The organism is Croceibacter atlanticus HTCC2559, from assembly GCF_000196315.1.
Classification (GTDB): domain Bacteria; phylum Bacteroidota; class Bacteroidia; order Flavobacteriales; family Flavobacteriaceae; genus Croceibacter; species Croceibacter atlanticus.
In genome coordinates this window covers 1,965,203-1,982,953 of record NC_014230.1, presented here as the reverse complement: position 1 = coordinate 1,982,953, position 17,751 = coordinate 1,965,203, and the positions used below count along the sequence as shown (strand labels likewise).

The following is a 17,751-nucleotide window of genomic DNA, read 5'->3' as shown; positions in this document are numbered from 1 at the left end:
TTATTTCGTTAAAGCTTTTCTATCTTTACACTATGGCAATATTACTTAAAAACATAAAGCAACTTTTACAAGTTAGAGAGGCAACTGTTGATAAAGTTTCTGGGAAAGACATGAAGCATTTACCTAAAATTGACAATGCATTTCTTTTAATGGAAAATGGGGTGATTTCAGATTTTGGACCAATGTCCCAACTCCCAGAATCTAAGAATTTTGAAGAAATAGATTGTACAGGTAGGTTTGTCTTGCCAAGCTGGTGTGATAGCCATACACATATTGTATATGCAGGGAACAGAGAGCAAGAATTTGTAGATCGTATAAATGGCTTGTCTTATGAAGAAATTGCCAATAAAGGTGGCGGAATTGTAAACAGTGCAGAAAAGCTTCAACAAACCTCTATTGAAGATTTATACCAACAATCTGCTAAACGTTTAGAACAAGTTATGGCATTAGGCACAGGCGCTGTTGAAATTAAGTCTGGATATGGCCTGACTACAGAAGCTGAGCTTAAAATGCTTAAGGTTATTAAACAACTTAAAGACAAATATAACATTCCTATAAAAGCTACTTTTTTAGGAGCTCACGCAGTACCGAAAGAATTTAAAGGAAATAAGAAAGGGTATCTTAAATTAATTGCCGAGGAAATGCTTCCGAAGATAGCAGAGCTACAGCTTGCAGACTATATAGATATTTTTTGTGAAAAAGGATATTTTGATCTAGATGACACCAACTATATACTTTCTGCAGGAAAATCTCACGGCCTTACTCCTAAAGTACACGTAAACCAATTTAATTCAATAGGTGGCGTAAAGGCTTCTGTTGATCAAGGTGCGTTAAGTGTAGATCACTTAGAGGTTATGACTGCAGAAGATATTGATGCATTAAAGAACGCCACTACTATGCCAGTAGCTTTACCTTCTTGTTCATTATTCTTAAGTATCCCTTATACTCCAGCACGCAAATTAATTGATGCCGGCTTACCCTTAGCTTTAGCAACAGATTTTAATCCAGGCAGCACACCAAGCGGAAATATGAATTTGGTGGTAAGCCTTGCTAGTATTAAAATGAATATGACACCAGAAGAAGCTATAAATGCAGCAACTATTAATGGTGCTTATGCTATGGGATTAAGTAACGAAGTAGGCAGTATTACAAAAGGAAAAAAAGCTAATATAATTCTTACAAACCCAATTCCAAGTTACGGGTATTTACCATACAGTTTTGGTGAAAATTGTATTGCTTCAGTATTTGTTAACGGAAAGATTTTATAGTGAAACATTTAAAAATATTTAGCACAGAAGATCTAAAAATGTACACCTCTCCACGAAAAGGTGAAATTAAATTTGGTGAGCGTATTGGTACAGTAAACTCTTTAGAAACATTGAAAGAAAGCACTGCCAAATACGTAATCTTTGGCATTCCAGAAGATATTGGTGTTCGTGCTAATTTAGGTAAAAGTGGTACTAAAAACGCTTTCAATACATTTTTAAATGCTTTCTTAAATATACAAGTTAACCAATTTAACACACCAGAAAATGTTTTGTTACTTGGCGAAATAGATTGTAAAAACTGGCTTATAAAAGCTTCGCATATCGAAGATAATGACCCGAACATTTCAGCTAAATTACATGATATTTTAATTGAGATAGATGCAGAGGTTTCTCAGTTGGTCAAGACAATTATAAGCTTAGGGAAAATCCCTATCATAATTGGTGGCGGTCATAATAATGCCTACGGAAATATTAAAGGTGCTTCAGAAGCTATTTCTAATCCTATTAATGTTATTAATATAGATGCTCACACAGATTTAAGAACTACAAATTATAGACATAGTGGTAACGGATTTAGTTATGCACAAGAACAAGGCTATTTAAATTTTTATCACATTTTTGGATTGCACAAAAATTATACGCCAGACTATATATTTAAATCTATGAATGCTTCAAAATTTATAGACTACACGTTATTTGATGATATTTTGAGTGATACTATTGCCATACAATCTTATAAAGAAGCTTTAAACCAAATTTCTAAATCAGCTTTTGGTTTAGAAATAGATTGTGATGCCATTTCGGGGTTTCCTAGCAGTGCACAAACTCCAAGTGGTATGTCTTTAGAAACTATTAGGCAATGTATTGCCGAAAGTATTACACATAATACGTGTCACTATTTACATATTTGCGAGGCAAAACCATCTGAGTACTACCCTACTGGAAAAGCCATTAGTTATATGGTTTCAGATTTTATTAGACAACAATGATTATAGATTACAACCCTAAATACGCTCAAGATTTTAAAGCGCTAAATATTGAGTGGCTAGAGACATTTTTTTATGTTGAAGATTATGACAATGAAGTGCTCTCTAATCCAGATAAATATATTTTAGATAAAGGCGGAAAGATTTTCTTTAGCTTACACAATAATAAAGTTGCAGGAACTGTAGCTCTTATGAAAGTTACAGATACTGTTTTTGAACTTACTAAAATGGCTGTAAACACTAATTTAAGAGGTCTTAAAATTGGGCAGAAATTAATGACACACTGCTTAAACGAGGCAAAAGTAATGGGCTTAGAGAAAGTAATCCTATACTCCAACACTAAACTAGAAAATGCCATTTATATTTATAGAAAATTTGGCTTTAAAGAAGTGCCCTTAGAAGAAGGTGTTGCTTATGAAAGAGCAAATATTAAAATGGAATATATAATTAACTAGGCATTTTTATGTAATGCCTCTGCTTGTCCTTTCCAATTATCACGTTCTATACGACCTGGAAAAAACTCAATTAATGCGGTTACATTTTCTATATCTTCCTTTCTAAATTTACTTATCTGTTCATACGTATATATACCTATACTATTAAGCTTTTCTTCAATAAATGGTCCTACACCACTTATTTTTTTAAGATCATCTTTGTCAGCGATATCTGCTTGACCAATTACAGAAAAATCTAATTCTGGTTTTTCCAGAGGTGCAGCTCTATTAACTACTGCTGCTCCAGAGCGCTCTCTAGTTTTTATTGCTTTTATATTTCCTGGTGTAATTATATCTGTATCGTAGTTTTCAACCTTATTTGCAGTATTAGCAGTGTTTATTTGCCTGTCTGCTGTAGCATTATAAGAATATTGCGAGGCTTCTTCAAGCTTTTTCTTGTAATACCAACGCGCAAAAAGATACCCAATAAGAAAGGCAACAAACATTAGTATAAATATCTCTAACCAAGCAGTAGATCTTGCTAAAGGGTTTAACTGTTCAAACATGGGCTTATTTAATTAATTCACTTTTATTTCTATACGTCTGTTCTTTGCTCTATTAGCATCTGTTGTATTTGGAAACTTAGGATCAGATTCTCCTTTGGAGCTTGCTGTCATTTTATTAGCATCTATACCTATTGATATTAGATATTTCATTACTAATTTAGCTCGTTGTTCTCCAATCCATAAATTATCTTCCTCTTCTCCAACAAAATCTGTATGCCCTACAATGCTTACTCGCTTATTTGGGTGTTTCTGTAAGTAAGACTTTAATTCAAGCGCATAACTTTTTAGTGTTGCATCTGGTTTAAAATTCTGTTGTGCAAATGAGGAATATAGCGTTTTATTGGTCACACTTTCCTCTATAGCTTCAACCTTGGCTGAAGAAAGTTGTTTAAACTCCACAACAATGGCTTCATAATTTCTGCCACGAGTATCAAACTCTAATGGGCGTTCAATAGCTTTGGTAGATATTCTATGCTCATTTAAACCATACCTTAAAATTCTATTTTTTAAGAAATTGGCTCTTGCTATTCCTAAAGAATCGGTTGTTTGCTCTGTTGTAGGACTGTATGCGCCATAAACAACCATCTCTGTATTAGGATTGGTGTTCATGTAATTTACAGCTTTAGTTATAAACCCTAAATTTGGTTGTGGAACGTAAATGTTGGCTTTATTTTTATAAGCCGTTAATGGGTTAGGATAATAAAATATAGTATCACCACTTGGCTGTAGTGTTCCAAGAAAATTAGCATTTGTGAACTTATTTTTTATCCTATCAGTTTCAATTGCGAGTTGCTTTAATGAGTCTTGCCTAACCCTTTCTAAACTATCATTATAATGTTTAAGCTTAGCTTGTTCTTGGGATTTTAATTCTTCAGCTGTCTGTTCTGTAGCTTTAGTTTCATTAAAGAAACTAATATCGTTACACAATCCTTTTATAACACAGCTGTAATACCACATTCCAAAAATTGCCCAAATACAAAAGAATAAGAATGCCGTAAAAAAGTTTTTCATGTAGTATGCCTATGTTCTGCTTATAAATTTATAAAAAGTCTTCAAATTGTATATTAACATTTGGATAAATGTGATAAAAGACAGATTATTCTGATAAACGAATGTGAAAATTATGTTATAAGCTATAATTAATCAGTAATATATATTACTTTTGTTGCCATAATGAGAAACACACATACACATCACCATTTTTCTAGCAACGCTCAAGCGATGTAGATTTGGTATGTGAAAAACTATAAATCTAAAACCCGTTTGAGACATTCAAACGGGTTTTTTGATTTTATCCGTTTGCCAAAACTGTTCTCAAACATAAACTGTAACCAATGAGTACTATTAAAATTGCCATTCAGAAAAGTGGCAGATTAAATGAAGATTCTCTTCAAATTCTTAAAGATTGTGGCATATCTATAGATAATGGTAAAGACCAACTTAAAGCTAGCGCCCGTAATTTTCCCTTAGAAGTTTTTTATTTACGCAATGGTGATATACCACAATATCTAAGAGATGGCGTTGTAGATATAGCTATCATCGGAGAGAATGTATTAATAGAAAAAGGTGAAGACATTGCAATTGCAGAAAAGTTAGGCTTTTCTAAATGTAAAGTATCTCTGGCAATTCCTAAGGAAAAAGATTACAATGGTATTTCAGATTTTCAAGGCAAACGCATTGCTACTTCTTATCCAAATACCGTTCAACAGTATTTAAACAAACATAATATAGAAGCAGATTTGCACATAATTAACGGGTCTGTTGAAATTGCTCCAAATATAGGTCTCGCAGATGCTATTTGTGATATCGTTTCTAGTGGAAGTACCTTGTTTAAAAATAACTTGAAAGAAGTTGAAGTCATGTTAAAAAGTGAAGCTGTGTTAGCTGTCTCACCTAAAATAACAAATGAAGCTAAAGAGACGTTAGAAAAGTTACAGTTTAGAATGCGTGCGGTTTTAAACGGCAAAAACTCTAAATATGTATTGCTAAATGCTCCAAATGATAAGATTGAAGCTATTATAGGTATCCTGCCAGGTATGAACAGTCCTACTGTTTTGCCACTTGCAAAAGAAGGTTGGAGTTCTTTACACTCTGTTGTTAAGGATAACGAATTTTGGCAAGTAATTGATGATCTTAAGGAAGCTGGAGCAGAGAGCATTTTAGTTGCACCAATTGAAAAAATGGTTTTGTAATTATGAAGTTTGTATCCTATCCTAAAATAGAAGATTGGCAAGACCTGTTAAAACGCCCTACTCAAACGGTTGAAGATATTGAAGACACCGTAAAACAAATCTTTTCTGAGGTTGACTCTAAAGGTGATGAAGCCATTAAAAAGTATACCGAACTTTTTGACGGCATTAAACTAAATCAATTAGAAGTTTCAAACTTAGAAATTAAGGAATCAGAATCTCTTGTTTCAGAAGAGTTAAAACAAGCCATTACATTGGCAAAGTCTAACATAGAGTTATTTCACAAAGCACAGCGTACCCAAAAAATAGAAGTTGAAACCACGCAAGGTGTACGTTGTTGGCAAGAAAAAAGACCTATTCAAAAAGTAGGCTTATATATTCCTGGTGGTACAGCACCACTCTTTTCAACCATTTTAATGTTGGCTGTTCCTGCCTTAATTGCAGGTTGTGAGGAGATTGTGCTGTGCACGCCACCAGATAAAAAAGGAAAGATTAATCCCGCTATTTTATACACCGCAAATCTTTGTGGCATTTCTAAAATTTATAAAGTTGGTGGCATTCAAGCTATTGCAGGTATGACATTCGGTACAGAGTCTATCTCAAAAGTTTATAAAATATTTGGTCCAGGAAATCAATTTGTAACAGTCGCTAAACAATTGGCTACCAAATTTAATGTAGCTATAGATATGCCTGCAGGCCCAAGTGAATTGTTAGTTGTTGCAGATGATACTGCAAATGCTGCTTTTGTAGCTTCAGACTTATTAAGCCAAGCAGAGCACGGCAAAGACAGCCAGGTTATTTTGGTGAGTACCTCTATGGATCTTATAAAAGATGTCGAGGCAGAAATATCAAATCAACTTAAAGAACTCCCAAGAAAAGATATTGCAGAAGTTGCTATAAAACATTCAAAATCTATCTTAGTTAAAGATAATGTAGAAGCATTAGATCTCATTAACACTTATGGTCCAGAGCACTTTATAGTATGTACAAAAGACAATGACTTTTTTGTAAATGGTATTCAAAATGCAGGCTCAGTATTTATTGGAAATTACACACCAGAAAGTGCAGGAGATTACGCAAGTGGCACCAATCATACGTTACCTACAAATGGTTACGCCAAACAATATAGTGGTGTAAACCTAGACAGTTTTATGAAGAGTATGACGTTTCAGGAAATTTCTAAAACCGGTATCCAAAACATTGGTAATGCTATTGAGCTTATGGCAGAAGCAGAAGGCTTACAGGCACACAAAAATGCGGTAACATTACGTTTAAAATCTCTAGACAATGAATAAAGATTTTAACTTAGATACCTTAGTTCGAGAGAATATAAAAGCGATGAGTGCCTACTCTTCTGCTCGAGATGAGTTTACAGATTTTGAAGATGATATGGTATTTTTAGATGCCAATGAGAATCCCTTTGAGACCAAAGTAAATAGGTATCCAGACCCACAACAATTAAATTTGAAGACTCAGCTATCTTCTGTAAAACGTGTTCCTATAAATCAGATTCTATTAGGTAATGGTAGCGATGAAGTTTTAGATTTAATCTTTAGAGCATTTTGTGAACCAAATCGGGATAACATCATCACATTGCCACCTACTTACGGTATGTATAAGGTGTTGGCAAATACCAATGCAATAGAAAATAAAGAGGTGTTACTTGTAGATGATTTTCAGTTAGATGTTAATGCTATTTTGGCTGAAGTAGATGCAAATACAAAACTTATCTTCATCTGCTCTCCTAATAATCCGACTGGAAACTTAATCGCTTCAAAAGCTATTGAAACAATCTTAAGTAGCTTTAATGGTATTATAGTAATAGACGAAGCTTATATAGATTTTGCTGAAGCTGAAAGTTGGACGACGCGATTACAAGAATTTCAAAATTTAATTGTGACTCAAACTTTATCTAAAGCTTATGGTATGGCAGGAATTAGGTTGGGTATGTGCTTTGCTTCTAAAGAAATCATTTCTATTCTAAACAAAATAAAACCACCATATAATGTTAACGTATTAACGCAGCAAGTGGCTTTAAAACGAATTTTAGAAGAAGAAAATGTTCAACTAGAAATAACAAAACTAATCTCTGAAAGAGAAAAGCTTATGAACCAATTGAACACAATTAACTTTATAAATCATAGTTATAAAACAGATGCAAATTTTATTCTGGTGAAGGTTGATGATGCTAATAAACGCTACAAGCAACTTATTGAAAACGGAATTGTAATACGTAATAGAAGTACCCAACCACTTTGTGAAAACACATTACGATTTACGGTTGGTACAGCTTCTGAAAATGAGAAATTGATTACAACTTTGAAATCAATTTCGAAATCCTGAACTGGTTTCAGGAACTTTTGAATACAACCTACTAAATTAGTTATGAATGATGAAGTGAAAATCTATTACTGCTATATACTTTCAAACAAAAACAGAGGTGTATTGTATATTGGTTACACTGAAAATTTAAAAGTAAGGTTAGAAAAGCATAAAAAAGGGACAGGTGCAGTTTTTACAAAAATGTATAATGTTCACGACTTAGTTTATTATGAAAAGTTTGACATTAAAAAACAAGCAAAACAAAGAGAGAAGCAATTAAAAAATTGGCATAAAGACTGGAAATGAAATTTAGTAAAATCAGTAAATCCAGAATTAAAAACAATTGATATTTAAAAATTAATAATATTAACTGAAACAAGTATTCAAAAACCACTCAGTTAAGTTTAAAAAGACCCTGAATCAAGTTCAGGGTGAAAATTTCAGAATATGAAAAAAGTACTATTCATAGACAGAGACGGCACAATCATTAAAGAAACTGTAGATGAGCAAATTGACGCGTTTGAGAAAATGATATTTTACCCTAAAGCATTTACATTTTTAGGAAAAATAGCTAAGGAACTAGATTACGAATTGGTTATGATCACTAATCAAGATGGTTTAGGAACAGATGTGTTTCCGGAAGACACCTTCTGGCCTGTCCATAATTTTATTATGACATCTTTTGAAAATGAAGGCGTCACCTTTAATAAAGTCTTTTTAGACCGTACGTTTCCGCACGAAAATAAAGATACCAGAAAACCAGGAACAGGATTACTTACTGAGTATTTTTCTGAAGACTATGATTTAGAAAACTCCTTTGTCATAGGTGATAGGCTTACAGATATGGAGCTTGCTAAAAACTTAGGTTCTAAAGGCATTTTTATAAACGACGACACCAATTTAGGAACAGGCGAAATATCAACTTCAGAAAAAGAATTGGAGCAACATATTGCTATTGAAACTAATGATTGGGAACGTATATACGAGTTTTTAAAATTAAAAAACAGAACCTATGAAATTACTAGAAACACCAACGAAACTAAGATTAACATAACACTTAATCTTGATGGAAAAGGAAATAGTAATATAGATACAGGTCTAAAGTTTTTCGATCATATGTTAGATCAATTAGCTCGACACGGTGCTATGGATTTAGATATAAAAGTAGATGGCGATTTAGAAGTAGATGAACACCATACAATTGAAGATACAGCCATTGCTTTAGGCGAAGTATTTGCCAATGCATTAGGTAACAAAATGGGTATTGAGCGTTATGGATTCTGTTTACCTATGGATGATTGTTTAGCACAAGTTGCCATAGATTTTGGAGGTAGAAACTGGCTTGTTTGGGACGCAGAGTTCAACAGAGAGCACGTTGGTGATATGCCAACCGAAATGTTTATACATTTCTTTAAAAGCTTTAGTGATGGTGCAAAAGCTAACCTTAACATAAAGGCAGAAGGCCAGAATGAACATCATAAAATTGAAGCTATTTTTAAGGCATTTGCAAAAAGTATTAAAATGGCAGTAAAACGTGATGTAGAAAAGATGGTGTTGCCTAGTACTAAAGGTGTTCTTTAAAGTTAAAAGCTGTAAGTAAAAAGATCTATCGAGCTTACTGCTTTAATAGCTAATTCAATGAAAACTGCACAAACAATATAGATATACTATGTATTCAAAAATAATAACCTCAAACCTTTCACTTCATACTTCTTACTTATTATGAAACTAGTAATAATTAATTATGGTGCAGGCAATATAAAAAGCCTTCAGTTTGCATTTAAACGTCTAGGTGTTGAGGCGATTTTGTCTAATGATACCGAAACGATTAAAAAAGCCGACAAGGTTATATTTCCTGGTGTTGGTGAAGCAAGTTCTGCAATGAAGAAGCTGAAAGAAACTGGTTTGCACAAACTAATACCTACATTAAAACAACCTGTCTTGGGAATCTGTCTAGGTATGCAGTTAATGTGTAATTATACTGAAGAAGGACAAACAGAAGGTCTTGGTATTTTTGATGTTGATGTTTTAAAATTCGATTCAACCTTAGTAAAAGTGCCCCAAATTGGGTGGAATACAATTACCAATTTAAAATCTGAGTTATTTCAACAAGTTTCAGAGCATAGTTTTATGTATTTAGTACATAGCTACTACGCTCCTATTTCTACTGAAACTATTTCAACAAGCGAATATCAAATACAATATAGTTCTGCTTTACAAAAAGACAATTTTTATGGTGTGCAATTTCACCCTGAAAAAAGTAGTAATGACGGAGAACAACTTTTAAAAAATTTCTTAAACCTATAGCATATGCGAATTATTCCAGCAATAGATATTATAGAAGGTAAATGCGTAAGATTGAGTAAAGGCGACTACTCTACTAAAAAAATTTACAGTGAAGATCCTTTAGACATGGCAAAACGATTTGAGGATCACGGCATTAAATATTTGCATTTGGTAGATTTAGATGGTGCAAAATCTAAGCATATTGTTAATCACAAAGTTTTAGAAAATATTGCCACAAACACCTCTTTACAGATTGATTTTGGTGGTGGTCTAAAAACCGATGACGATTTGAGAATTGCTTTTGAAAGTGGTGCAAAACAAATTACTGGAGGTAGTATTGCCGTTAAAAACCCTGAAACATTTTCGTCTTGGATAAATACCTACGGTGCAGATAAAATTATTTTAGGTGCAGATGCCATGGATGAAAAGATTGCAGTTTCTGGCTGGTTAGAAGAAAGTGACAAAGCTTTAATTCCTTTTATAAATGAGTATCAAAATAAAGGCATAGCCTATGTAATTTGTACAGATATTTCTAAAGATGGTATGCTTGAAGGACCAGCATTTAATTTATATAAGCGTATTTTAAATGAAACCGAAAATGATCTTAAACTCATAGCGTCAGGAGGAATCTCAACATTTGATGAACTTCCAAAATTAGCCGAAATTGGTTGTGAGGGCACTATAATTGGTAAAGCAATTTATGAGAATAGAATCTCTTTAAAGCAACTTGAATCCTTCATTTTAAATTCAAATTAAGAAATTAGAAGAGGCAAATTCCTAATCTTTAAAACCTAATCCCTTGTTAACAAAACGAATAATTCCTTGCTTAGATATAAAAGATGGCCGCACTGTAAAAGGTGTTAATTTTGTTGGGCTACGAGATGCCGGAGATCCTGTTGAGCTCGCGAAACGCTATGCTATTGAAGGTGCAGATGAATTGGTATTTCTAGATATTTCTGCTACAGAAGAAAAACGAAAAACATTGGCTAAGCTTGTCCTTCAAGTTGCAGAACAAGTAAATATACCTTTTACTGTTGGTGGTGGCATCTCAAGTGTTGAAGATGTAGATATCCTGCTTCAAAATGGCGCAGATAAAGTTTCAATTAATTCATCGGCAGTTAAAAATCCGCAGTTAATAAATGACTTATCGGCTAAATTTGGGAGTCAATGTGTAACAGTAGCTATTGATGCTAAACAAGTTAATGGCGAATGGATGGTGCACCTAGTTGGTGGTAAAGTACCTACAGAACTCAATTTATTTACTTGGGCTAAAGAGGTAGAACAGCGCGGTGCTGGTGAGATTTTATTTACCTCAATGAATAACGATGGTACAAAAGATGGTTTTGCTAATGAAGCGTTACGTAAGCTTTCAGAAGAATTAACTATACCTATTATTGCATCTGGTGGTGCAGGAAGTATTCAGCATTTTAAAGACACCTTTCACTTAGGGAAAAGTGATGCAGCATTAGCAGCAAGCGTATTTCACTTTAAAGAGATTGAAATTGTTGATTTAAAGAAAGCCTTACAGGCCGATAATATTGCTGTAAGACTCTAAATTTTAAAATAAAGTAAGTAAGACGACTAAAGATAGAAGAAACTATGACAATTAATTTTGATAAATATACAAACGGTTTGGTTCCAGCAATTATACAAGATTCTGAAACTAAGAATGTGTTAATGCTTGGTTATATGAATGATGAAGCAGTATTAAAGACACAAGAACTAAAGCAGGTTACTTTTTTTAGCCGAAGCAAACAACGTCTTTGGACAAAAGGCGAAGAAAGTGGTAATGTTTTAGAATTGGTTTCTATTAAAGTAGATTGTGATCAAGATGCATTGTTAATTCAGGCAAAACCTAAAGGGCCAACGTGCCATAAAGGAAATGATACTTGCTGGAATGAGAAGAATGTTCAGAATTTTGGATTTCTTTCAGAATTAGAAACTATAATAAGTGAACGTAAAGAAATTTCAGAAGTTGCTCCAGAACAACGTGGTAAAGATGCTAAGAGTTATGTGGTTTCATTATTTGATGAAGGTATAAATAAGATAGCTCAAAAAGTAGGCGAAGAAGCTGTTGAAACGGTAATTGAAGCCAAAGATGATAACGACGACTTATTTCTAAATGAAAGCGCAGATTTATTATTCCACTATTTAATTCTCTTAAAAGCTAAAGGATTTAGCTTAAAGGATATCGAGGCTGTACTAAAAGGCAGACACTAATTTTTAAGTAAGTCTTCCAGAGCTAATTTAATGTGATGGTATTCATAAACAAAACCAGTTGAAGCTATTTTGTGATTGCTAGCCATTTGGCTGCCTAAAACTACGGTAGCCATTTCACCCAACATTAATTTTATAACAGGTTTTGGAATATTTGGTAGCCAAAGTGGTTTGTTAAGGGTTTCTGCAATATACTGTGTAATCTCCTTATTTGTCTGTGGTTTAGATGTAGCTGCATTATAAACACCATCTAAATGTTGGTCTACAACGTGTACAAACATTCTCGCTAAATCGTCTATATGAATCCAAGATTGCCACTGTTTCCCACTACCAAGAGGAGCACCAACACCAAGTTTAACAGGCTGTGCTAATTTAGGCAATGCACCATCTTCTTCGGCTAATACTAACCCTATTCTCAGTTTTGCTACATCTATACCTATGGTTTCAAAAGCATCAATAGCAGCTTCCCATTTAACAACAACATCTGCAATAAAAGTATCATCAACTTCTTTATGCTCTTCTGTATAAAATTTGGTGAGAGAACTTGGATAAATACTTATACCACTAGCCGACACAATATGCTTAACGTTATGCTCACGCTGAGATAAAGATTTTAAAAGAAGTTCTGCAGTTTCAGTTCTACTTTTTATAATCACTTTTTTGTAAGACTCTGTCCAACGCTTTGCAATATTGGCCCCAACTAAGTTAATTATAGCGTCTACACCTTCAAAACAAGAAACATCTATTTCACCTTCCCTAGGATTCCAGTAAAATCCCTTATAGTTAGGCTTATTTTCAATTTTGTCCTTATCTGTTGTAAGATAATTTACAGTATAACCACGCTCATGACAAACGGCTGTAACATGTGTTCCGATTAATCCTGTAGCGCCTGTAATTAATAATTTCATTTGGGGTAATAAGTTTGCTATAAAATTAACTTAGATTATAATACAAACCATAATATTTAATGGCTTTAGAAAACATTTAACGCATTTAACTCAAATACAAAAAACTATCTTAAATTAATGGATAGTCCTATTGCTTAATTTAATACTTGTCTAACCAAATATACAGTTGAGTCCTTAAATTTTACAACTGAGTTATTTTAAATGTAACAATGAAAATGCAAACTATAAATTTACAGGTATAATTTAAAAAAACAACTCATGAAAACTCTTGCATTTGCTATTGTATTACTAGTATTCGGAAATATTTGTTCTGCTCAAAACGAAACTACCAATTTAGAAGTTACTATTAACAACGTTAAAAATGACAATGGTGTGGTTTTAGTTGCGCTTCATAGTGAAGACACTTTTATGAAATTAAAGCCTGTAAAATCGCTTCAAGCTAAGATTGTAGATGGTCACATTAAAGCTACGTTTACTGGTATTGCTAAAGGTGAATATGCTGTTTTAGCTATTCATGATGAAAATGAAAATGGGACTATGGATTTTAATACAAACGGAATGCCTAAAGAAAGTTATGGCGCATCTAACAACGACATGTCTTTTGGTCCTCCAGTTTGGTCAGATTCTAAGTTTATTGTTGGAGAAGAGAATCAATCAATTGCAATTCGATTTTAAATTTGTTGTTATAATTGATTTATTTCTATAGAAAAACACCAATCTTAACATAGCTTTTCATAAGTATTATTGATAGCTTTCTTATTTTTGAAGTCTATAACAATCATTATGACAATTACCCAACTTAATTATGTGCTTGCTGTTGCAGAACATCAAAACTTCACAAAAGCTGCACAAAAAGTATTTGTAACACAACCAACGTTGAGTATGCAAATACAAAAGCTTGAAGATGAACTGGATATTCAAATTTTTGACAGAGGTAAAAAACCAATCGAATTAACCGATGTGGGAAGAAAGATCGTAGCTCAAGCTAGAAATATAGTTAATGAGAGTGATCGTATTAAAGATATTGTAGACCAACAAAAAGGTTACATTGGCGGCGAATTTAAAATTGGGGTAATTCCTACAATTATGCCTACACTATTACCTATGTTCCTTAGCAATTTTACTAAGAAATATCCTAAAGTAAAACTCTCTATTGAAGAGTTGCATACAGAAGCTATAATTGAGCAATTAAAAGAAGGACATATAGATGCTGCAATAGCTGCAACACCATTAGAAGATGAAGAAATTAAGGAACGAGTTTTATACTTTGAACCATTTGTAGGTTATGTTCCTAACAACCATAGATTACAGGGAAAAACTAAAATTGATCCTACAGATTTAGATGTTGAAGATATCTTATTATTACAAGATGGTCATTGTTTTAAGGATGGTATTTTAAACCTGTGTAAGATGGCAGATAGGTATGAGGAAGACCGTTTTAGCTTACAAAGCGGTAGTTTTGAAACGTTAATAAAACTTTCTAATGAAGGTTTGGGTATGACGTTATTGCCTTACCTACATACTTTAGATTTAAGGGACCAAGACAAGTCTCATTTAAGAATGTTCACAGATCCTATTCCGGCTAGAGAGGTAAGTATTATATATCATAAGAGTGAACTTAAAATGCAAATAATTGAAGCATTACAATCTGTAATTGCAGGTGTTGTAAAAGGTGCAATTACATTTCAAAATGTTCAGATAATAAGTCCTATATCTAAATAAGATTTTGCTCTTTTATACACCATAAAAAAATCCCGCATTATGCGGGATTTTTTTATGGTGTAAGATAAATCAAACACTGATTTAAATTTGGATTGTCCTTGGTAAGTCCTTCTATAAATAATTTTAATTCCTCAATCTCATGAGGTAACAGCCTTTTAATTGCCTTCTGAACTTCCTTGCAGAACAACTGTACATCAAAACTAACCTTATTAAGGATTGTTTTAGTGTATTCAAACATAGCTCTCGCCATAATACATTAGTTTTTAGTTAGGTAGGTAGTGGTTTTTTATAGGCGTCTTATTTAGATTACTTAAATATAGTACAAAAAAATTACATTGTAAACGATTGTTAATAAATTGAATACTTAAAATCTGTTGTCACCATCTATCAAGTTACCTAAACCACCAAGTATACTTCCTTCTCCTTTATCTTTACCGCCACCTTGTGGTGCTGCAGCCCATACTCTACTTGCAAGCCTACTAAATGGTAAAGATTGTACATACACAGTTCCAGGACCTGTAAGTGTTGCAAAAAATAAACCTTCGCCACCAAATAATGAGTTTTTTATTCCGCCTACAAACTCGACATCGTAATTTACATCTTTAGTAAAGCCAATAATACAACCTGTATCTACCTTAAGAGTTTCTCCTGGCGCTAGTTCTTTTTGAGCAGTAGTTCCTCCTGCGTGGACAAAGGCCATACCAACACCTTCTAATTTTTGCATAATAAAACCTTCGCCACCAAAAAATCCTCTTCCTAGTTTTTTACTAAACTCCACTCCTACACTAACACCTTTAGCCGCACATAAGAATGCATCTTTCTGGCAAATAAATTTATTGCCAAAACGGCTAAGGTCTATAGGTAATATTTTTCCGGGATAAGGAGATGCAAAACTTAAGCGTTTTTTTCCAGCAGTTTCTGCATGATAAAAAGCAGTCATAAAAAGACTTTCTCCAGTAAGTAGGCGCTTTCCTGCTCCCAAAATACTTTTTAAAAATCCTTTGTTTTGTTCAGAGCCATCACCGAAAATGGTATCCATTTTAATACCGCTATCCATCATCATAAAACTACCGGCTTCTGCAATTACACCTTCTTGAGGGTCTAACTCTATTTCGACATATTGCATTTCTTCACCGTAAATATGGTAGTCTATTTCATGTGCATTCATAAAATGATTGTTTTTTGATTGATTACATTTATAAGTACGTAGCTTAAATAAAATGTTACAAAATATTTAGTCTCAAAGTTTTAATCTTAGTGACACTATGCTGGTTTCTAGCTTTTTCCTTCTCCTTTAAAATGCTGACTTTTATTTTTAAACAGTACATTAAACGTGGTAAGGCTTCCGTAAATTCTTGTAATATATTGTTGCAAGTCTACCTTATCTTGGTCATCTAAACCTTTATGGGCGTTAATCTTTTGTTCCATAACTCTCAGCCTATCTCTTAACAAGACTATTTTATGAAAGAATGTACTAATAGGAATGTCTTTTGAGGACATTGTACGGTCTTCAGGATATAAGGTCATTGTACCTTTTTTATACTTATCTGCAATAGGCACTATTTCAGAAACATCACTGTACTGTTTTAAAATAGACCTTAAGCTTCGTTCTACCTCGTAAAAACTTACAGTATCTAACTCGTCTTCTATAGCTTCAATTACCTCAAAGTTATCATCTAACGGAATGGTCTCAACACCATCGTTTTGAAAAGTAACCCAATATTGAGATGCATCTACATTGGTAACAACACCAAAGCCTAATTCTTCGTGATTAATTCTACTACCTATTCCTAAAATTTGTTTACTCATTTGTCATTATCTTTAAGCTTCTAAAATACAGAAATTCTATAAGTCATGCGAAAATTCTTCAGTGTCTTACTCAAGTTTATAGGTATAATAATAGTCTTGCTAATTATTGGCTTTGCTATAATTTATGCATTATACAATGAGCCACTTCCTAAGGGTAAAAGTGGAAAAGAGGCAGATGCATTAGCGTGTAAGGTTTTAAATGCTGTAAATGAACCAGACTACCTGGAAGCTAGATACGTAGAGTGGAGTTTTAGAAAAACATCCTATAAACTTGACAAAAGAGCACAGTTAGCAATATGCACTTGGGAAGATTATAAAGTAAATCTCAATTTAATAGACACTTCACAAAGTAATGTTTTTAAAAATGGCCTCACCATTCAAGGTGAAGAGCGGGAGAGTGTTATAAAAAGAGCACTAAAGCACTTTAATAACGATTCGTTTTGGGTGTTGGCACCTTTTAAAATATTTGATGAAGGAACAAGCAGACAGGTTATTACATTAGATAACGGCAACAAAGCACTTTTAGTTACTTACACTTCTGGAGGTACAACACCTGGTGACAGCTATCTTTGGATTTTAGATAATAACTACATACCATCTTCATTTAAAATGTGGGTAAGCATTATACCAATTGGTGGCTTAGAGGCAAATTGGAATAATTGGAGAACCACAAATAGCGGTGCTAAAATAGCTTCTAATCGTGAAATATTAGGATTAGAATTACCTCTTAGTGCTATAAAAATTTATAGTAATCCTGAAGATGAATTGGTGGAGACTATTACTAGTGATCTCAAACTTAATACGCAGATTAAAGATATTATAATTACAAAACAAATGCGAAAAGATGCATTACAAAGACATTATTCTAAGAATAAATTTGAAGCTGATATTAACTTTATAAGACCTGTACTTTCTGAGAACGATATTAATCGATTTGCAGAAAATATTATGCTGTTAATGCAAACTAATGATAATGTAGAGCAATTCACATATAATGAAATCTTAAGGTTTAAGATGAGAGATTCTCTTTACTAAATTTAATAT

Annotated in this window: 21 protein-coding genes; 15 read left to right on the top strand and 6 right to left on the bottom strand. The window is 33.2% G+C overall.

Features of this window, described 5'->3' with window-relative positions:
* The first annotated feature begins 32 nt into the window (after positions 1 to 32).
* Genes hutI through CA2559_RS08930 form a run of 3 tightly spaced genes read left to right on the top strand, consistent with a single transcriptional unit; the run spans position 33 to position 2,709 of the window.
* Complete coding sequence (gene hutI / locus CA2559_RS08940) at positions 33 to 1,268, top strand: imidazolonepropionase (protein ID WP_013187553.1); 1,236 nt, start codon at positions 33 to 35, stop codon at positions 1,266 to 1,268.
* Positions 1,268 to 2,257: a formimidoylglutamase gene (locus CA2559_RS08935; RefSeq protein WP_013187552.1), complete on the top strand. Its 990-nt coding sequence runs from the start codon at positions 1,268 to 1,270 to the stop codon at positions 2,255 to 2,257. The genes hutI and CA2559_RS08935 overlap by 1 nt, the downstream gene beginning before the upstream one ends.
* Positions 2,254 to 2,709 carry a GNAT family N-acetyltransferase gene (locus CA2559_RS08930; RefSeq protein ID WP_013187551.1) on the top strand — a complete coding sequence of 152 codons (456 nt, stop codon included), beginning with the start codon at positions 2,254 to 2,256 and terminating at the stop codon, positions 2,707 to 2,709. The genes CA2559_RS08935 and CA2559_RS08930 overlap by 4 nt, the downstream gene beginning before the upstream one ends.
* Here CA2559_RS08930 and CA2559_RS13590 read toward each other — a convergent pair.
* Positions 2,706 to 3,254 carry a hypothetical protein gene (locus CA2559_RS13590; RefSeq protein WP_013187550.1) on the bottom strand — a complete coding sequence of 183 codons (549 nt, stop codon included), beginning with the start codon at positions 3,252 to 3,254 and terminating at the stop codon, positions 2,706 to 2,708. The genes CA2559_RS08930 and CA2559_RS13590 overlap by 4 nt on opposite strands.
* 12 nt (positions 3,255 to 3,266) lie before the next feature.
* Complete coding sequence (locus tag CA2559_RS08920; RefSeq protein ID WP_013187549.1) at positions 3,267 to 4,265, bottom strand: OmpA family protein; 999 nt, start codon at positions 4,263 to 4,265, stop codon at positions 3,267 to 3,269.
* A 323-nt stretch (positions 4,266 to 4,588) separates the two neighbouring features.
* Between CA2559_RS08920 and hisG the strand changes: the two genes are divergently transcribed.
* The 9 genes from hisG (at position 4,589) to hisIE (ending at position 12,271) form a co-directional block, all read left to right on the top strand.
* On the top strand, positions 4,589 to 5,446 hold the full coding sequence (gene hisG, locus CA2559_RS08915) for an ATP phosphoribosyltransferase (RefSeq protein ID WP_013187548.1): 858 nt from the start codon (positions 4,589 to 4,591) through the stop codon (positions 5,444 to 5,446).
* A gap of 2 nt (positions 5,447 to 5,448) precedes the next feature.
* A complete protein-coding gene (gene hisD, locus CA2559_RS08910; protein WP_013187547.1) occupies positions 5,449 to 6,738 on the top strand; it encodes a histidinol dehydrogenase in 1,290 nt (429 codons plus the stop codon).
* Positions 6,731 to 7,786, top strand: coding sequence for a histidinol-phosphate transaminase (gene hisC, locus CA2559_RS08905; protein ID WP_013187546.1), 1,056 nt, complete (start codon positions 6,731 to 6,733; stop codon positions 7,784 to 7,786). Before hisD ends, hisC begins: the two co-directional genes overlap by 8 nt.
* A 42-nt stretch (positions 7,787 to 7,828) precedes the next feature.
* The gene (locus tag CA2559_RS08900) at positions 7,829 to 8,071 is read left to right on the top strand and encodes a GIY-YIG nuclease family protein (RefSeq protein WP_013187545.1); all 243 of its coding nucleotides are present in this window, start codon (positions 7,829 to 7,831) and stop codon (positions 8,069 to 8,071) included.
* 141 nt (positions 8,072 to 8,212) lie between these two features.
* A complete protein-coding gene (gene hisB / locus CA2559_RS08895; protein ID WP_013187544.1) occupies positions 8,213 to 9,346 on the top strand; it encodes a bifunctional histidinol-phosphatase/imidazoleglycerol-phosphate dehydratase HisB in 1,134 nt (377 codons plus the stop codon).
* Between the two features lie 141 nt (positions 9,347 to 9,487).
* Positions 9,488 to 10,072 (top strand): imidazole glycerol phosphate synthase subunit HisH, encoded by a 585-nt coding sequence (gene hisH / locus CA2559_RS08890; RefSeq protein WP_013187543.1) that lies wholly within the window; start codon positions 9,488 to 9,490, stop codon positions 10,070 to 10,072.
* Positions 10,073 to 10,075: 3 nt separating this feature from the next.
* Positions 10,076 to 10,807: a 1-(5-phosphoribosyl)-5-[(5-phosphoribosylamino)methylideneamino]imidazole-4-carboxamide isomerase gene (hisA, locus tag CA2559_RS08885; RefSeq protein ID WP_013187542.1), complete on the top strand. Its 732-nt coding sequence runs from the start codon at positions 10,076 to 10,078 to the stop codon at positions 10,805 to 10,807.
* A gap of 43 nt (positions 10,808 to 10,850) precedes the next feature.
* Positions 10,851 to 11,606, top strand: coding sequence for an imidazole glycerol phosphate synthase subunit HisF (gene hisF / locus CA2559_RS08880; RefSeq protein WP_013187541.1), 756 nt, complete (start codon positions 10,851 to 10,853; stop codon positions 11,604 to 11,606).
* 44 nt (positions 11,607 to 11,650) lie between these two features.
* Positions 11,651 to 12,271, top strand: coding sequence for a bifunctional phosphoribosyl-AMP cyclohydrolase/phosphoribosyl-ATP diphosphatase HisIE (gene hisIE / locus CA2559_RS08875; RefSeq protein WP_013187540.1), 621 nt, complete (start codon positions 11,651 to 11,653; stop codon positions 12,269 to 12,271).
* Here the strand turns inward: hisIE and CA2559_RS08870 are convergent.
* Positions 12,268 to 13,176, bottom strand: a complete 909-nt coding sequence (locus tag CA2559_RS08870) for a TIGR01777 family oxidoreductase (RefSeq protein WP_013187539.1) — start codon at positions 13,174 to 13,176, stop codon at positions 12,268 to 12,270. The genes hisIE and CA2559_RS08870 overlap by 4 nt on opposite strands.
* 258 nt (positions 13,177 to 13,434) lie before the next feature.
* Between CA2559_RS08870 and CA2559_RS08865 the strand changes: the two genes are divergently transcribed.
* Positions 13,435 to 13,851, top strand: a complete 417-nt coding sequence (locus tag CA2559_RS08865) for a DUF2141 domain-containing protein (protein ID WP_013187538.1) — start codon at positions 13,435 to 13,437, stop codon at positions 13,849 to 13,851.
* 108 nt (positions 13,852 to 13,959) lie between these two features.
* On the top strand, positions 13,960 to 14,898 hold the full coding sequence (locus tag CA2559_RS08860; protein WP_013187537.1) for a hydrogen peroxide-inducible genes activator: 939 nt from the start codon (positions 13,960 to 13,962) through the stop codon (positions 14,896 to 14,898).
* 52 nt (positions 14,899 to 14,950) lie between these two features.
* Here the strand turns inward: CA2559_RS08860 and CA2559_RS13930 are convergent, their stop codons facing one another.
* The 3 genes from CA2559_RS13930 to CA2559_RS08850 form a co-directional block, all read right to left on the bottom strand.
* The gene (locus tag CA2559_RS13930) at positions 14,951 to 15,148 is read right to left on the bottom strand and encodes a hypothetical protein (protein ID WP_013187536.1); all 198 of its coding nucleotides are present in this window, start codon (positions 15,146 to 15,148) and stop codon (positions 14,951 to 14,953) included.
* A gap of 114 nt (positions 15,149 to 15,262) precedes the next feature.
* A complete protein-coding gene (locus CA2559_RS08855) occupies positions 15,263 to 16,066 on the bottom strand; it encodes a TIGR00266 family protein (RefSeq protein WP_013187535.1) in 804 nt (267 codons plus the stop codon).
* 107 nt (positions 16,067 to 16,173) lie between these two features.
* On the bottom strand, positions 16,174 to 16,707 hold the full coding sequence (locus tag CA2559_RS08850) for a hypothetical protein (RefSeq protein WP_013187534.1): 534 nt from the start codon (positions 16,705 to 16,707) through the stop codon (positions 16,174 to 16,176).
* Positions 16,708 to 16,752: 45 nt separating this feature from the next.
* Here CA2559_RS08850 and CA2559_RS08845 point away from each other — a divergent pair, with 45 nt between their 5' ends.
* Positions 16,753 to 17,742 (top strand): hypothetical protein, encoded by a 990-nt coding sequence (locus tag CA2559_RS08845; RefSeq protein WP_148232797.1) that lies wholly within the window; start codon positions 16,753 to 16,755, stop codon positions 17,740 to 17,742.
* The last annotated feature ends 9 nt before the right edge of the window (positions 17,743 to 17,751 follow it).

Excerpts from the sequence above, each read along its gene's own strand:
- hutI (WP_013187553.1), top strand. The coding sequence starts at position 33 with ATGGCAATATTACTTAAAAACATAAAGCAACTTTTACAAGTTAGAGAG.
- CA2559_RS08930 (WP_013187551.1), top strand. The coding sequence starts at position 2,254 with ATGATTATAGATTACAACCCTAAATACGCTCAAGATTTTAAAGCGCTA.
- CA2559_RS13590 (WP_013187550.1), bottom strand. The coding sequence starts at position 3,254 with ATGTTTGAACAGTTAAACCCTTTAGCAAGATCTACTGCTTGGTTAGAG.
- CA2559_RS08920 (WP_013187549.1), bottom strand. The coding sequence starts at position 4,265 with ATGAAAAACTTTTTTACGGCATTCTTATTCTTTTGTATTTGGGCAATT.
- hisG (WP_013187548.1), top strand. The coding sequence starts at position 4,589 with ATGAGTACTATTAAAATTGCCATTCAGAAAAGTGGCAGATTAAATGAA.
- hisD (WP_013187547.1), top strand. The coding sequence starts at position 5,449 with ATGAAGTTTGTATCCTATCCTAAAATAGAAGATTGGCAAGACCTGTTA.
- hisC (WP_013187546.1), top strand. The coding sequence starts at position 6,731 with ATGAATAAAGATTTTAACTTAGATACCTTAGTTCGAGAGAATATAAAA.
- CA2559_RS08900 (WP_013187545.1), top strand. The coding sequence starts at position 7,829 with ATGAATGATGAAGTGAAAATCTATTACTGCTATATACTTTCAAACAAA.
- hisB (WP_013187544.1), top strand. The coding sequence starts at position 8,213 with ATGAAAAAAGTACTATTCATAGACAGAGACGGCACAATCATTAAAGAA.
- hisH (WP_013187543.1), top strand. The coding sequence starts at position 9,488 with ATGAAACTAGTAATAATTAATTATGGTGCAGGCAATATAAAAAGCCTT.
- hisA (WP_013187542.1), top strand. The coding sequence starts at position 10,076 with ATGCGAATTATTCCAGCAATAGATATTATAGAAGGTAAATGCGTAAGA.
- hisIE (WP_013187540.1), top strand. The coding sequence starts at position 11,651 with ATGACAATTAATTTTGATAAATATACAAACGGTTTGGTTCCAGCAATT.
- CA2559_RS08870 (WP_013187539.1), bottom strand. The coding sequence starts at position 13,176 with ATGAAATTATTAATTACAGGCGCTACAGGATTAATCGGAACACATGTT.
- CA2559_RS08865 (WP_013187538.1), top strand. The coding sequence starts at position 13,435 with ATGAAAACTCTTGCATTTGCTATTGTATTACTAGTATTCGGAAATATT.
- CA2559_RS08860 (WP_013187537.1), top strand. The coding sequence starts at position 13,960 with ATGACAATTACCCAACTTAATTATGTGCTTGCTGTTGCAGAACATCAA.
- CA2559_RS13930 (WP_013187536.1), bottom strand. The coding sequence starts at position 15,148 with ATGGCGAGAGCTATGTTTGAATACACTAAAACAATCCTTAATAAGGTT.
- CA2559_RS08855 (WP_013187535.1), bottom strand. The coding sequence starts at position 16,066 with ATGAATGCACATGAAATAGACTACCATATTTACGGTGAAGAAATGCAA.
- CA2559_RS08850 (WP_013187534.1), bottom strand. The coding sequence starts at position 16,707 with ATGAGTAAACAAATTTTAGGAATAGGTAGTAGAATTAATCACGAAGAA.
- CA2559_RS08845 (WP_148232797.1), top strand. The coding sequence starts at position 16,753 with ATGCGAAAATTCTTCAGTGTCTTACTCAAGTTTATAGGTATAATAATA.